Genomic DNA, 13,991 nt, shown 5'->3' with positions numbered 1-13,991 from the left:
TCTCGCGTTCCCGAAAACTGTGGGTGCTTTGCTAATCTAACTACTTGTGAGCACCGAATCGGGATCCGGCCCAGTCAACGTGGCGGGGGTGCTGCGCGTCGCGACCACGCGGACGATGCGTCGGCTCCGCGCGGTGGGCGCGCGGCGGATCACGCTGACCCAGCTGTCCGCCATGGCCAGCATCCAGGCCGCCGGCGAGCTGACCCTGGGCGAGCTGGCCGCGCGGGAGCACGTGCAGCCTCCGTCGATGACGCGGGTCATCACCACGTTGCACGATTATGGCCTGGTCACTCGCAAGAGTGACCCGAACGACGGCCGGCAGGTGCTGGTCAGCCTCACTGACAAGGGCCACGAGATCCTCGCCGAAGAGGCGCGGACACGCGAGGCCTGGCTCGCGGATCAGATCAAGGATCTCTCCGAGGAGGACAAGCAGACCCTGGTCGAGGCGAGCCTCATCCTCATGCGGCTGATCGGGGAGTGACCCGCGCGGAGGCTTCGACCAGCGGCACGGGCGTCTTTCGGTCGCTGCGCCACCGCAACTACCGCCTCTACGCCATCGGCGCGATCTTCTCCAACACCGGAACCTGGATGCAGCGCATCGCCCAGGACTGGTTGGTGCTCGTGCTCACCGATCAGGATCCGGTGGCCATCGGCCTGATCACCTTCTTGCAGTTCGCGCCCACGCTGGTCCTTGGCATGGTCGGCGGTGTGCTGGCGGACCGGATGGACAAGCGCAACGTCCAGAGGGCGACCCAGGCGACCGTGGCGATCGCGGCCGCCGTCCTGGGAGTGCTCGTCCTCGCCGAGGTAGTGGTCGTGTGGCATGTCTACCTGCTCGCCCTCGTGCTCGGCATCGCGAACGCGATCGAAGTCCCGTCGCGGACGTCGATCGCCAGTGAGCTGGTGCCCCCGGAGGACCTGGTCAACGCGGTTGGCCTCAATGCGGCCTCCTTCAATGCGGCACGGCTGATCGGACCCGCGGTGGCAGGTCTGCTGATCGGCTGGATCGGGATCGGCCCGGTCTTCCTGATCAACGCGGTATCCAGCGTGTGGATCATCGTGCTGCTGAGCATGATCGACATGTCGCAGTCGTACGGCGTCCAACGGGCCGCTCGCGAACCAGGCCAGGTGCGTGAGGCGATGCGCTATGTGCGCGGCCGGCCGGATCTGTTGCTGATCATCGCGCTGGCATCGATGGTCTCGCTGTTCGGGCTCAACCTGCAGGTGATGATCCCGCTGGTGTCGACGCACGTCTTTCAGCAGGGCGCCGCGGAGTACGGACTGCTCGCCTCCGCGCTCGCGGTGGGAACCCTCGCGGGCGCGCTGCTGGCGGCCAACCGGCGGTCCCGGCCTAGGCTGCGCAGCCTGGTGATGGCGGCGCTGCTGTTCGGTCTGAGCGAGATCGCCATCGCATGGGTCGGCAGCTACTGGGTCTTCGCGGCGATGCTCGTACCGGTCGGCGTGGTGAGCCTCTACTTCCTGAACTCGGCCAACTCGGCCGTTCAGCTGTCTGTCGACTCAGTTACTCGCGGACGGGTCATGGCCCTGTACTTCGTGGCACTGATGGGGACCGGAGCCTTCGGCGGACCGATCGTCGGGTGGATGACCGACCTGATGGGGATCCAGCTCACCATCGCCATCTGTGGCGCGATCACCGCCCTGGCCGCCGTCATCATCGGAGGCATCCTCGTGCGCCGTCTCGGCGGCCTGCAGATCGAGGCCCACATCCGCAGCCGACCCCGCCTCCAGATCCAGATCGGCAACGAGACAATGATTCCCTATCGTCGCGAGCCCATGGAGGAGATCACGTGACATACCGGCTGGACCAGGCGTTCGCCCTCGAACGGCGCAGCGAGAGCGTGCTGCATCGCGGTGAGTGCGATCCCGCGTGGAACATCGGTGGCCAGTTCATCAACGGCGGCTACCTGCAGGGCATCAACGCGCAGGCCGTCGGGCAGGTGATCGACACCAGCCTCGACCACCTCGCGGTGTCGACCGTCTTCTCGGCCCAGGTGACGCCCGGCCCGTTCGACATCGAGGTCGACGTCGCCAAGGTCGGACGCCGGATCAGCAGCGCGACGGCCCGGATCGTTCAGGACGGCGTCGCACGGGTGACGTCGCTGGTGACCCTGGGCCGGCTTCCGGAGACCCTCGGCGACACCTACGTCGAGCAGCCGATGCCTGACGTACCGCCGATCGACGAATGCCCCGACCTCAGCGGCGAGAAGGGCGCACCCGCGATGCGGGAGGCAGTCGACATGAGGTTCGTGCCCGGGCTCGGTCTCGAGCGGGGCATGCAGCCACGCAACGACCTCTACTGCTGGGTGCGCTTCCGCGACGGACGACCCCTGGACACCCTCGGTCTGGTCGCGTTTTCCGACATCGGGCCGCCGGTCGCGTTCGCGCAGGGCAACTTCGGGTGGGCACCCACCCTCCAGATGCAGGTGACCACCTACTGCAAGCCGGTCGGCGACGTCGTCCTGATGCGCATCTACGGGTCGCCGTACGGCTCGGCGCCGTACGGCTGCGAGGACGTCGATCTGTGGGACACGTCCGGCACCCTGGTCGCGCGCGGCCGCCAGCTCGCGATGCCGCCTCAGCCCAAGCGAGACGATCGCGGGAAAACCGGTCACTAACCCGATCCTCAGGCGAAGTGGGCGAGCGCGACCGCCGCGGCGGTCGCCACGTTCAGGGAGTCGACGCCATCGGCCATCGGGATCCGAACCGTCCGGGTCGCGGCCCGCATCGCCAGGTCGGTCAGTCCCGGGCCTTCAGCGCCGACGAGGACCGCGACCTTGGAGGTGGACGCCGGGAGCGTTCGTAGGTCGATCGCGGATGCATCAGGAGTCATCGCGAGGACCTCGAAACCGGCCGCCCGGAGCTCGTGCAGCGCCTGCGGCCAGCCGATCTCGTCACGCCTCGCGGAACGCGCTGACGGCTCGGTGCCGACCGAGCAGAACGGCACCCGCAGGACGTTGCCCATCGAGACCCGCACCGCCCTGCGGTAGAGCGGATCCGAACAGCGTGGCCCGAGCACGACGCCGTCCGCGCCGAACGCCGCCGCATTGCGGAAGAGCGAACCGAGGTTCTCGTGATCGCCAACCCCCTCAAGCACGAGCACCCGGCTCGCGCACGCGATCAACGCCGAGAACGAGGGGGCGGGTGCTCGGTCCGCGCAGGCGAGGACACCGCGGTTGAGATGGAAGCCGACGACCTCGTCCATCACCTCGACCGGCACGACGTACGACGGCACGGCACGCGTGTCCGGCAACGCGGCAATCTTCGATTCGACGCCCATGATCGCCCGCACGGGGTACGGCGAGGCGAGGAGCCGCTCGACGACCGGCACGCCCCCGGCGATCACGAGCCCTTGGCCACCGGGCCGATCGGGACGGCGGTCGGCCCGTGTCAGATCGCGGAAGTCGTCGAGACGGGGGTCCTGCGGGTCGGTGATGAGCATGCCGGCACTCTCCCGACTGCACGCAGCCGGCGTCCAGCGCCAGAGGCGCGGGCCACTGCGCGAGTCGTGCTACAGGCGCTACTTGCGCTTCTTGACACCGAACACGATGTCATCCCAGCTCGGGATCCGCGGCTTCTTGTCCTTCGCCGCCGACTCGTCGTCCGGGCCGTCCTGGGGTGCCGAAGATGCAGAAGCCGGACGGCGCTGCGCCGCTGCCTGATCGTTGGAGCCGGTGGGAGCCTTCTGGCGGCCGGAGTGCTCGTCGTTCCCGGGCTGCTGCGCCGCGCCCCCGGCGGGTCGGGCCGATGCCGGCGGACGCTCGAATGCCACCGGCTCGTCGATGTCGTCGTCGCGCAGCTCGGGACGGCGACCGGCGTTGGCGAGATGCCCCGGGTCGATCGCGTCGTCGATCTCCTCCGGCAGGAATAGCTGGTCGAGATCGTCCGCGGCCGGCCTGGGACGCGGACGGCGGCGTGGGGCGTCGTCCTGATCGGCGCGCTCGCGCTTGAGGGGGATCGGGGCGGCGTCCTCGCCCAGCGAGGGGTCCTCCACGGGCACCGGGACCGCCGCCAGCCGAGGCTTGGGCTCGACGAGCGCGACGGTGTCCTTGGTGCCGGGGTAGACGATGCCGTTCTGCAGGTCGTACCGCCAGTGGGCAGTGACCGTCTTGTCGTCGTTCTGCCAGGTGGAGGAGACCTCCCACTGGCCGTTCTCGAGGCGGCGGGCGTCCCAGCTGATCGGAGTGTCGTCGAGTCCGCGCACGAGCAGGCGGCTCTCGATGAGCTCGAGCAGAGTCGGCGGATGCGCCGAGGTGTCCTCGATCTTCACCCGCGCCGACTGGGCCCGCTGCGCAATCACCGCACGCTCCTGCAATACCGGGTGCGCGTACGCCATGATCCGCTCGATGCGGATGCCAGCGGCCGCAGCCACCGCATCCGGGGTCTCGCCGGCCCGGATGCGGGCCTGGATCTCGCGGGGGCGCAGCTGCGACTCGATCTCCAGCTCGATCTGCCCCAGGCGGCTGATGTCGCCGCGCGCCGCGGCCCGCAGGCGGTCGTCCAGGGCGAGAAGGAAGCGCTCGCCATTGTCGATCGCTTCCGGTACGTCAGGGGCGAGCACGAAGTGCTTGCCGTCCTCTGACAGTGCGACGAAGCGCAGTGGGCGCATCCTGGGCTGTCCTCCTCCTTGCAGAGGTCGATCCTCGCGTTCAGCCAACCTTACGCGCATCGTTTGCCCCGGACGGGGTGGCGCGCCGTTCGCGGATCATGGGCGTGCCGTGCCTGGGCGCCTGCCGCGCCCCTAACATGGGGAAAGCCCGACCCAGCCGAGGAGCGACCGTGTCCGAGCGAGAGCCGATCGACCTGCACTTCGAATCGTCACTTCGCTCGCACCGGCCCGGCGCGACGCCGCATGCCGCCGCGGACCAACTCTGGAGGATCTTTCGTGCCCAGGCTGGCAGCCGGCTGCTCGACTTCCAGGCCCGCATCATGCGGGCAGCGGGCACGGGGTACTACACCATCGGCTCGGCAGGTCACGAATCGAACGCGTATGTGGCCGCCGCGCTACGACCGACCGACCCGGCTTTCCTGCACTACCGCTCGGGAGCGTTCTACCTCGCTCGCGCGGAACAGGTGGACGGCGTGGACGGCGTCCGCGACGTGCTGCTGTCCCTCGCGGCGTCCACCGCAGACCCGATCTCCGGGGGCCGGCACAAGGTCTTCGGCCGGCACGAGCTGGCGATCGTGCCGACGACCTCCACTATCGGCTCGCATCTCCCGCGGGCCATGGGCGTTGCCTTCGCGATCGGGCGGGCTCGCAAGCTCGCGGTGCCGTGCGCCTGGCCGGACGACGCGATCTGCATCGCCAGCTTCGGCGACGCATCGGCGAACCACGCCTCCTCCGTGTCGGCGATCAACACCGCGATTCAGACGGCATATCAAGGTCTGCCGATGCCGCTACTGATGGTGTGCGAGGACAACGGGATCGGGATCTCGGTTCGCACACCCCGCGGCTGGATCGCGACGGCGTACGGCGAGCGGCCGGGGCTGCGGTACTTCACCGGCTCCGGTGATAACCCAGACCAGATGGTGATGGTGGCGCGCGATGCCGCTGATTACGTACGTCGTACGCGGAAACCTGCCTTCCTACACTTGCGCACCGTGCGGTTCATGGCGCACGCCGGCTCGGATGCCGAGGTGGCGTACCGGTCCGCCGCCGAGATCGAGGCCGACTACGCGCGTGATCCGCTGCTGGCGACCGCGCGGTCGCTGGTCGATGCCGGAACCAGCCCGGACGAGGGGATCGCCGAGTACGAGCAGATCCGCACGCGCGTCGCCGAGATCGCCGACGAGGTGGTGGCGCTGCCCAAGCTGCGCACCGCCGAGGAGGTCATCGGGCCGCTGGCGGCGTCCCGGCCGGCCGAGGTCGCCGAGCGCGCAGGACGACCGGCCGCACCGGATCGCCGCGCCGAGCTCTTCGAGGGCCGGCTTCCCGAGGCCGAGGGCCCGCTGACCCTGTCGCAGTCCATCAACCGCGCCTTGGTCGACTCTCTGGCGGCGTACGACGCGATGCTGGTCTTTGGCGAGGACGTCGGCCGCAAGGGCGGCGTATATGGGACGACGGCGCGGTTGCAGCGGCGGGCCGGCATCGCGCGGGTGTTCGACACGCTGCTCGACGAGACGTCGATCCTCGGGCTGGCTCTGGGCCTGGGGGTCAGCGGCCTGCTTCCGGTGCCGGAGATCCAGTACCTCGCCTACTTGCACAACGCGATCGACCAGATCCGCGGCGAGGCCGCCACCGCGCAGTTCTTCTCCGAAGGCCGCTACCGCAACGGCATGATGGTGCGGATCCAGGGCCTGGCCTACCAGAAGGGCTTCGGCGGCCACTTCCACAACGACAACTCGGTCGCCGCGCTGTGCGACATTCCCGGCCTGGTCGTCGCCGTCCCAAGCCGGGGTGACGACGCCGCAGCCATGGTGCGTACCTTGCTGGCGGCGGCGGACGTCGATGGCACCGTCAGCGCGTTCGTCGAGCCCATCGCCCTGTACCACTCACGCGATCTGTTCAGCGACGGCGATGGGGGCTTGCTGTCGGCGTACGCCGCGCCCGAGCAGTGGGCCGACGGGCACATCGCGATCGGCCAGGCACGCCACTACATCCCGGACTCATCGGCCGGCGAGAGCGACCTGACCATCGTCACGTTCGGCAACGGTGTCCCGATGTCGCTGCGGGTGGCCGATCGGCTCAACCAGGAGGGCCACGTCGTCCGCGTGCTCGACCTGCGGTGGCTGCGGCCGTTGCCACTCGACGCGCTGCGTGCCGAGGCCGCGACCGCCAAGGCGATCCTAGTCGCGGACGAGACGCGCTGCTCTGGTGGCGTGTCGGAGTCGGTGTGCGCCGCTCTGGTCGACCTCGAGTACGGCGGCCAGCTGGCACGGGTGACCAGCCGCGACTCCTTCGTGCCGCTCGCGGACGCAGCGAATCTCGTGCTGCTTGGCGAGGAGACCATCGAGGAGGCGGCGCGGCAGATGCTCCAGCCGCAGCCACACGGCGCCCACCTCCGCCCGATCTAGCGATCTCACCCGGTGGTCGCCGACTCGGCTGTCCTGCGTGACCCGCTAGAGGCGCTCGACGACGTAGTCGATGCAGTGGGTCAACGCCTCGACGTCCGATGGGGGAGTCGATACGAACATGCCGACTCGCAGCTGGTTGCGCGCCAGCCCGCGGTAGGGCTCGGTGTCGAGGATCCCGTTCGCGCGGAGGTGAGCCGCCACGGCCTTCGCATCGACGGAGTCATCGAGGTCGATCGTCCCGACGACGGGAGAGCGCAGCGTGGGGTCTTTGACGAACGGCGTGGCGTACGAGGAGGCCTCGGCCCAGTCGTACAACTTCGCGGACGAGGCGCTCACCCGCTCGGTGATCCACTGCTGCCCACCCTCGCGGATCAGCCAGTCGACCTGGTGGGCGAGCATGAACAGCGTGTAGACGGACGGCGTGTTGTACGTCTGGTCCTTGCGGGAGTTGTCGATCGCCAGCTGCAGATCCAGCGATGCCGGCTGATAGCGCCCGGAGGCCTTGACCGCCGCGACGCGCTCGATCGCGGCGGGGGAGAGCACGGCGATCCACAGCCCGCCCTCTCCGGCGAATCCCTTCTGGGGCGCGAAGTAGTAGCAGTCGGTCTGGCTGACGTCGACCGCGATGCCCGCCGCGGCGGACGTCGCATCGATCACCGTCAATGATCCGGGATCGCCGTTCACCCGCTGCACCGGAACCGTCACGCCGGTCGAGGTCTCGTTCTGCGGCCAGCAGTAGGCGTCGACGCCGGCCTCAGGCTCGGGCGCGACACCGGTGCCGGGCTCGGCGCTGCGCACCGTCGGCTCCTCGAGGAAGGGTGCGGCGGCGACTGCCTTGGCGAACTTGCCCCCGAACTCGCCGAAGCTCAGGTGCTGCGCGCGGCGCTCGATCAGGCTGTGCACGGCGGTGTCCCAGAAGAAGGTCGATCCGCCGTTGCCGAGCACGACCTCGTAGCCGGACGGCGCACCCAGCAGCTCCAGCAGCCCGTGGCGCACCAGCCCGACCAGGCCTCGTACGCCGGCCTGCCGGTGCGAGGTGCCGATGTAGGACGGCGCGACCTGGCCGAAGTCCTCCAACGCCTCGTAGCGGGTGCGGCTGGGTCCGCTGCCGAACCGTCCGTCCTCGGGTAGCAGGGCCGGTGGGATCTCGATGTGCTCGCTCATGCGTACGCTCTCGTCCAGGGTGATCTCGCGCGTGCCGGCGGCGCTCGACCGGCCGACCCGTCAAGCCTATGGCCACGCCTCGATAGGCTGTCCGCTGGGAGAGTGAGGACCATGAGCGACCGGCAGTTCGACGTCCGACGCGACCGGATCCGGTATGAGCTGGCCCGGCTGGACGACGACCAGCTCGCGGACGACCCCCTGGACATCTTCGCCAGCTGGCTGGAGGGTGCTGCGGCGGCCGGCGTCCGCGAGCCCAACGCGATGGTGCTGGCCACGGCCGGCGCGGACGGCGCACCCCGGGCCCGCACCGTGCTGATGCGCGGCTACTCCGACGGCTTCGAGTTCTTCACGAACTACGAATCCACGAAGGGTCGCCAGCTGGACGAGAACCCGCGTGCGAGCGCCTGCTTCGCGTGGCTGCCGATCCACCGGCAGGTCATCGTCGAGGGGCTGGTCGAACGGCTGCCGTCGGAGGCATCCGATGCCTACTTCGCCTCCCGTCCTGCAGAGTCGCAGATCGCCAGTGCGACCAGTCCGCAGTCGCAGGTCATCGACGGCATCGATGGCCTGCTGCGCCGCGTCGAGGAGCTCACCGCGGCCAACCCCGACGGCGTCCCGCGGCCGGAGCACTGGGGTGGCTACCGGCTGATGCCGCAGGTCATCGAGTTCTGGCAGGGCAACGTCGGCCGGGTGCACGACCGCTTCCGCTTCCGCCGCGACGGCGAGCAGTGGGTGCGCGAGCGGCTTGCTCCGTGAGCCAGAGCGACTCCTCCTCGAACCCCGGTCCCACGACGTCACCCGACGCCGCCGACGCGACGGCGTCCGGCCGTCAGGCCGAGCCCCGCAAGCTCCGGCGGCTGAGCCGCGTCACTATGGACACCCGGCCGTTCCGGTACGTGCAGTTCCGGCGGCTGTTCTTCGGCAACCTGCTGACCCAGGTCGGCGCCCAGATGACGATCGTCGCGGTCGGCGTCCAGGTATGGCAGATGACCGGCAGCAGCGCGATGGTCGGCTACACCAGCCTGTGGGTGCTGGTACCGCTGATCGCCTTCGGGCTGATCGGCGGTGCGCTCGCCGACACCGTCGACCGGCGCACTCTGGTCATCTGGTCGACGCTGCTGACCGCGCTCACCAGCGTGCTGCTGTATCTGCAGGCGTTCCTCGGGCTGAAGAACGTGTGGGTGGTATGGGTGCTGGTGGCGCTGCAGTCGGCAGCGGCCGCCGCCTACCGTCCGGCGCGGGCGGCGATGCTGCCCAAGCTGATCCCCGAGGCGCTCATCCCGGCGGCCAACACGATCGCCTCCAGCACCATGTCGGCCTCGATGATCATCGGGCCGCTGGTCGCCGGGGTCCTCGTCGCGAGGTTCGGTGTCAACTGGGCCTACCTCTCCGAGGCCGCGCTGCTGGCGCTGGCCGTGCTCACCCTCATCGGGCTCCCGGTCATGCCGGCGGCGCAGGACACGGGCGGCAGGAGCCCGATCCGCACCGCGATCAGCGACACCATCGACGGGTTCCGCTATCTGCGCACTCAGCCGCTGCTGAGCATGCAGTACATCGTCGACCTCATCGCGATGGTGTTCGGCTGGCCGCTCGCGGTCTTCCCGGCGTTGGCCGAGAGCCGCTTCGGCGAGAGCTCGATCGGCTGGCTGTACGCCGGCGCGTCGATCGGCGCCGTGCTCGCGGGCCTGTTCTCGGGCTGGATCTCGCACATCACCCGGCACGGCGCCACGATCATCGTCTCGGTCGCCGTGTGGGGCATCGCGATCGCCGCCTTCGCGTTCACCGGCGACCTCGTGCTGGCGCTGGTCTGCCTGGCGGTCGCCGGGGCCGCCGACCTGGTGAGCGCGTCGCTGCGCATGACGATGCTGCAGGTGCTCACTCCGGACGAGATGCGCGGACGTATGCAGGGGGTGTTCATGGTCGTTGTCGCCGGTGGCCCGCGGCTGGGCGACGTCCGCCTCGGCCTGATGGCCTCCCTGCTGACCCCGACCGTCGCGCTCTGGTCGGGGGGCCTGACGATCGTCGTCCTCATGGTCGTGATCGCGCTGACGTTCGGGTTGCTGTGGCGCTACCGTCCGCCGTCCGCCGCGGGTGAGACGAACGCCGCGTCCGGTGGATGACAACCATCATGGAGTGCCATGAGTTAGGTGTGGCAGGCTTGTTTGACGGCGTCTGACCTGGGACTTCAGAGAGCGAGGTGGCCGGCACGTGCTCGGCATCCTGAACGTCGACAAGCAGTTCGGGGACAAGGTGGTGCTGCGCGACCTGTCGTTCGAAGTACGTCCAGGGGAACTGTTCGGCTTCTGCGGCGCGAACGGATCGGGCAAGACCACCACGATGCGCATCATCCTCGGCCTGCTGCGCGCGGACCGCGGCGAGATCACCTGGAACGGGGCGCCGATGGACGCCGAGACGCGGCAGTCCATCGGGTACATGCCCGAGGAGCGCGGCCTCTACCCGAAGATGCGGCCTGCCGAGCAGCTGGCCTACTTCGCGCAGCTGCACGGGATGCCCGCTGACGAGGCGAAACGCTCGGCCGACTACTGGATCGAGCGCCTCGGCGTGAAGCATGAGCCGAAGGACACCCTGGAGAAGCTCTCCCTGGGCAACCAGCAGAAGGTGCAGATGGCCGCGGCGCTCGTGCACGACCCGAAGATCCTGGTGCTCGACGAGCCGTTCAGCGGTCTCGATCCGGTCGCCGTCGATGCCCTGCTCGACGCGCTCACCGAGAAGGCCCGCGCCGGTGCGCCAGTCATCTTCTCCAGCCATCAGCTCGACCTCGTCGAGCGGCTGTGCGACTCCGTCGGCATCATCAGCGGTGGGCGGATGGTCGCCGCCGGGCCGGTCGACTCGCTGCGCGCGAAGGAGTCGCGCAAGCAGCTGCTGCTCACCGTCGCAGGGGCGCAGCCCGGCTGGGCCCGTCAGCTGCCGCACGTCGTCGAGGCCAGCGAGACGGGCACCAGCGCCGTCCTCACGCCGACCTCCCCCGAGGTGGCCAACGAGATCCTGCAAGCCGCGCTCGCGATCGGCGCCGTCGAGCGGTTCGTCTGGAAGGCGCCGACCCTGACCGAGATCTTCCGTGAGGCGGTGGCAGCATGAGCGCCCCAAGCACGACGCGCAGCACCGCAGGTCCGGCCGGTCCCGGGCAGGTGCGCCGCCGTCCGAGCAACATCTCCCTGACCGCCCAGGTAGCCCGGCGCGAGATCAGCACCAAGCTGCGCGACCGGGCCTACCTGATCTCGATGGCGGTGTTCGTGCTGATCATCGTCGCCGTCATCGGGTTCAACGTGCTGGCCAACCGCGGTGGGGACGACTACCAGGTCGCGGTCGTCGGTGGTGTCAGCCAGGAGTTCGAGCAGATCGCGCAAGCCAACGCCGAGCAGGCAGGGGTCGCGGTCGAGTTCGTCGAGGTCGCGGACCGCGCGGCGGGCGAGGAGCTGCTGGCGGACGACGCCGACGCCGTCCTCGACGGCGACACCCTGATCCGCGACGGCTCCCTGCCGACCGCGCTCAACGGCATCCTGCAGGGCGCCCACCAGTCGACCGTCATGATCGAGCAGGCCCAGGCGGCGGGCATCGACCCGGCCCAGCTCGCCGAGGTGATGCAGGTCGAACCGCTCGAGGAGCAATCGCTGTCGGCGTCGTCCGGCGACGAGCTGCAACGCGGCATCATCGCCATGGTCGCCGTCGGCCTGGCCTACGGAATGCTGATGATGATCATCCAGTTCGTGGCCCAAGGCGTCGTCGAGGAGAAGTCCAGCCGCGTGGTCGAGCTGTTGATGACGACGGTCAGGCCGCGCCAGCTGCTCGCCGGCAAGGTCCTCGGCCTCGGGTTGCTCGGGTTCGGGCAGCTGTTGTTCGTGGTCGGCATCGGCGTGGTGGCCGCGATCGCCGGCGACCTGGTCGACATCCCGGCCAGCGGCTGGTCGACGATCCTGCAGGTGCTCGCCTGGTTCGTGCTGGGCTACGCATTCTTCGCTACGCTCGCTGCGGCCGCGGCATCTCTGGTGTCACGGCAGGAGGACCTCGGCTCGGCACTGATGCCACTGACCTTCGTCCCGATGATCGCCTTCTTCCTCGCCTTCCGCGTGCTGAGCACGCCGGACGACGCCCTGTCGACCGTGCTGAGCATGATCCCGGGCATCTCGCCGACCACGATGCCGGTGCGCGCGGCCATGACCTCCGTCCCGATGTGGCAGTACGCGATCGCCATCCTCCTGCAGGTGATCGCGGTCTATCTGCTGGTCCGGGTGGCCGCCCGGATCTACTCCGGTGCGCTGCTGAGGACCTCAGGAAAGCTCAAGGTCAGGGAGGCGCTGGCCCGCGACGAAGACGGCAGCGCGATCTAGCCCGGGAGCGGGTGGACGTCCTCGGGAGCCTGGCCCGCGGTGTGGAGCCGAGGCGGGTAGATTCGCCGTTGTGGCGTCCTGTCGTACCGGTCTAGGCCGCCTGCAAGGAACTCATCGCCGGAACCATCCCGCCGGCTATCGGCTCCTACTCGGTGCACAACCTGAACCATGTGGCACTCGACGGACCCCGCCGAGCGCTACTGCATTACCTAACTGAACCCGCCGCGGCGAGCCGCGCGGGCCATATGAGAACTGATACGGAGCACGCGATGAGCGACGATATTGATCCGGACTTCGGTCTGGACGACGGTGGCTCCGCCGACGCCGGTGCCGACGACACCGACGCCGGAAACCATGTCTTTGACAGCGACGACACGGCAGCCACCACCGACTACACGCAGACCAACTACGGCAGCACCGACGACATCGACGATGGGGCCGGCCAGGACGAGTCCATCACCATGACCCTCGACGAGACGTCGTACGACGCCGGCCAGGCCACCCTGGACTCCGAAGGCGACGGCGCGGCTGACACCGCCGTGCAGGACCCCGGCTACCAGGTCGAGTACTACGTCGACCCCGACGGTGACGCGGCAGTACCCGACGTCCACGCGATGGATGAGTTCGGCGGTGGAGCCGGGGATTCTGGTGCATCCGGACCGGGCTCGGGTCCCGACTCGGGCTACGGTTCAGGTTCCGACGACACCGGCCCCGGTGGCTCGGGCCCGGGTTCGGATGACTCGGACTCCGCCGCCGACTCCGACGATTCCGGGACCGGCGCCGACTCTGACGAGTCCGGGACTGGCGACGTCGACGGCACGAGCGGGTCCGACGACGCAGGCGCCGACGGCCCCGGCGGCGGTTCGGACGACGACCAGGGCCCTGGGATGCACAGCGCGATGGGTGGCGCGGACGGTGCGGAGGCCGAGCCGACCAGCAGCGATTCGGGCCCCAGTAGCGACGAGCCGGCTGCGCAGTCCGGTGCTGAGGACGGTCCGACGTCCGGTGCGAGCACCGACATGACCGTCTCGATCGACGGCGAGGACATCGCGGTCGGCGAGCCGACGCTCGACATCACCGGCGACGGCGTCGCCGACACGGTCGTCGTCGAGAGCGAGGGCAACGTCGAGTACTACGTCGACACCGACCAGGACGGCGTGGCCGACCAGATCATCGTCCTCGACGAGAACGACGGAACCCTGGTCAACCACGAGGTCTACGATCCGCAGACCGGAGAGTGGACCAACGTGACCGAGGAGAGCGCGGGCGCGCAGAGCTGAGGCGCTCGCGCGCCAGCGGGGTTGGACGGCCGCCGGGGACCGATCAGTCGGTTCCTGGCGGTCGTTCAGCCTCTGGGGCCGGTGCAGCTCAGCAACCACATATCGTCGCCCTCGGGGAGCGACCCGAGCAGCTGGGCCGGCCGGTGACCGAATGCACCCATCAGCA

General features: G+C 69.4%; 12 protein-coding genes. 9 read left to right on the top strand and 3 right to left on the bottom strand.

The genetic code is table 11. The features are described 5' to 3' along the window. Positions 1 to 46 precede the first annotated feature (46 nt). Genes DAA40_RS11800 through DAA40_RS11790 form a run of 3 tightly spaced genes read left to right on the top strand, consistent with a single transcriptional unit; the run spans position 47 to position 2,636 of the window. Positions 47 to 481, top strand: coding sequence for a MarR family winged helix-turn-helix transcriptional regulator (locus DAA40_RS11800; RefSeq protein WP_199849720.1), 435 nt, complete (start codon positions 47 to 49; stop codon positions 479 to 481). Beyond that, positions 478 to 1,812 carry an MFS transporter gene (locus DAA40_RS11795; protein WP_158716399.1) on the top strand — a complete coding sequence of 445 codons (1,335 nt, stop codon included), beginning with the start codon at positions 478 to 480 and terminating at the stop codon, positions 1,810 to 1,812. The genes DAA40_RS11800 and DAA40_RS11795 overlap by 4 nt, the downstream gene beginning before the upstream one ends. Beyond that, positions 1,809 to 2,636: a thioesterase family protein gene (locus DAA40_RS11790; protein WP_158716398.1), complete on the top strand. Its 828-nt coding sequence runs from the start codon at positions 1,809 to 1,811 to the stop codon at positions 2,634 to 2,636. The genes DAA40_RS11795 and DAA40_RS11790 overlap by 4 nt, the downstream gene beginning before the upstream one ends. Positions 2,637 to 2,644: 8 nt before the next feature. On the opposite strand, the gene DAA40_RS11785 is transcribed toward DAA40_RS11790, so the two are convergent. After that, complete coding sequence (locus tag DAA40_RS11785) at positions 2,645 to 3,460, bottom strand: RNA methyltransferase (RefSeq protein ID WP_106849893.1); 816 nt, start codon at positions 3,458 to 3,460, stop codon at positions 2,645 to 2,647. 78 nt (positions 3,461 to 3,538) lie between these two features. Continuing rightward, the gene (gene sepH / locus DAA40_RS11780) at positions 3,539 to 4,627 is read right to left on the bottom strand and encodes a septation protein SepH (RefSeq protein WP_158716397.1); all 1,089 of its coding nucleotides are present in this window, start codon (positions 4,625 to 4,627) and stop codon (positions 3,539 to 3,541) included. 170 nt (positions 4,628 to 4,797) lie between these two features. On the opposite strand from sepH, the gene DAA40_RS11775 reads away from it, so the two are divergent. Next, positions 4,798 to 7,032, top strand: coding sequence for a thiamine pyrophosphate-dependent enzyme (locus tag DAA40_RS11775; RefSeq protein ID WP_234356351.1), 2,235 nt, complete (start codon positions 4,798 to 4,800; stop codon positions 7,030 to 7,032). Between the two features lie 45 nt (positions 7,033 to 7,077). Here DAA40_RS11775 and serC read toward each other — a convergent pair whose 3' ends face one another. Continuing rightward, entirely contained in the window at positions 7,078 to 8,196 is a 1,119-nt protein-coding gene (gene serC, locus DAA40_RS11770) for a phosphoserine transaminase (RefSeq protein WP_106849890.1), read from the bottom strand. A 111-nt stretch (positions 8,197 to 8,307) separates the two neighbouring features. Here serC and pdxH point away from each other — a divergent pair, with 111 nt between their 5' ends. The 5 genes from pdxH to DAA40_RS11745 all read left to right on the top strand — a co-directional run bounded on the left by pdxH (position 8,308) and on the right by DAA40_RS11745 (position 13,825). After that, on the top strand, positions 8,308 to 8,952 hold the full coding sequence (pdxH, locus tag DAA40_RS11765; RefSeq protein WP_106849889.1) for a pyridoxamine 5'-phosphate oxidase: 645 nt from the start codon (positions 8,308 to 8,310) through the stop codon (positions 8,950 to 8,952). After that, positions 8,949 to 10,316: an MFS transporter gene (locus DAA40_RS11760; RefSeq protein WP_234356350.1), complete on the top strand. Its 1,368-nt coding sequence runs from the start codon at positions 8,949 to 8,951 to the stop codon at positions 10,314 to 10,316. The genes pdxH and DAA40_RS11760 overlap by 4 nt, the downstream gene beginning before the upstream one ends. A gap of 88 nt (positions 10,317 to 10,404) precedes the next feature. Beyond that, positions 10,405 to 11,295 carry an ABC transporter ATP-binding protein gene (locus tag DAA40_RS11755; RefSeq protein WP_106849888.1) on the top strand — a complete coding sequence of 297 codons (891 nt, stop codon included), beginning with the start codon at positions 10,405 to 10,407 and terminating at the stop codon, positions 11,293 to 11,295. Next, positions 11,292 to 12,545, top strand: coding sequence for an ABC transporter permease (locus DAA40_RS11750; RefSeq protein WP_106849887.1), 1,254 nt, complete (start codon positions 11,292 to 11,294; stop codon positions 12,543 to 12,545). The genes DAA40_RS11755 and DAA40_RS11750 overlap by 4 nt, the downstream gene beginning before the upstream one ends. 269 nt (positions 12,546 to 12,814) lie before the next feature. Further along, positions 12,815 to 13,825, top strand: coding sequence for a DUF6802 family protein (locus DAA40_RS11745; protein ID WP_106849886.1), 1,011 nt, complete (start codon positions 12,815 to 12,817; stop codon positions 13,823 to 13,825). Positions 13,826 to 13,991 lie beyond the last annotated feature (166 nt).

This window comes from Blastococcus sp. Marseille-P5729 (assembly GCF_900292035.1).
GTDB lineage: Bacteria > Actinomycetota > Actinomycetes > Mycobacteriales > Antricoccaceae > Cumulibacter.
Note: the sequence above shows the minus strand (reverse complement) of the source record. Positions and strands in the feature narration are given on the sequence as shown.

Bases quoted from the DNA above. Each gene is read 5' to 3' on its own strand.
- DAA40_RS11785 (WP_106849893.1), bottom strand. From the start codon at position 3,460: ATGCTCATCACCGACCCGCAGGACCCCCGTCTCGACGACTTCCGCGAT.
- sepH (WP_158716397.1), bottom strand. From the start codon at position 4,627: ATGCGCCCACTGCGCTTCGTCGCACTGTCAGAGGACGGCAAGCACTTC.
- serC (WP_106849890.1), bottom strand. From the start codon at position 8,196: ATGAGCGAGCACATCGAGATCCCACCGGCCCTGCTACCCGAGGACGGA.
- pdxH (WP_106849889.1), top strand. From the start codon at position 8,308: ATGAGCGACCGGCAGTTCGACGTCCGACGCGACCGGATCCGGTATGAG.
- DAA40_RS11750 (WP_106849887.1), top strand. From the start codon at position 11,292: ATGAGCGCCCCAAGCACGACGCGCAGCACCGCAGGTCCGGCCGGTCCC.
- DAA40_RS11745 (WP_106849886.1), top strand. From the start codon at position 12,815: ATGAGCGACGATATTGATCCGGACTTCGGTCTGGACGACGGTGGCTCC.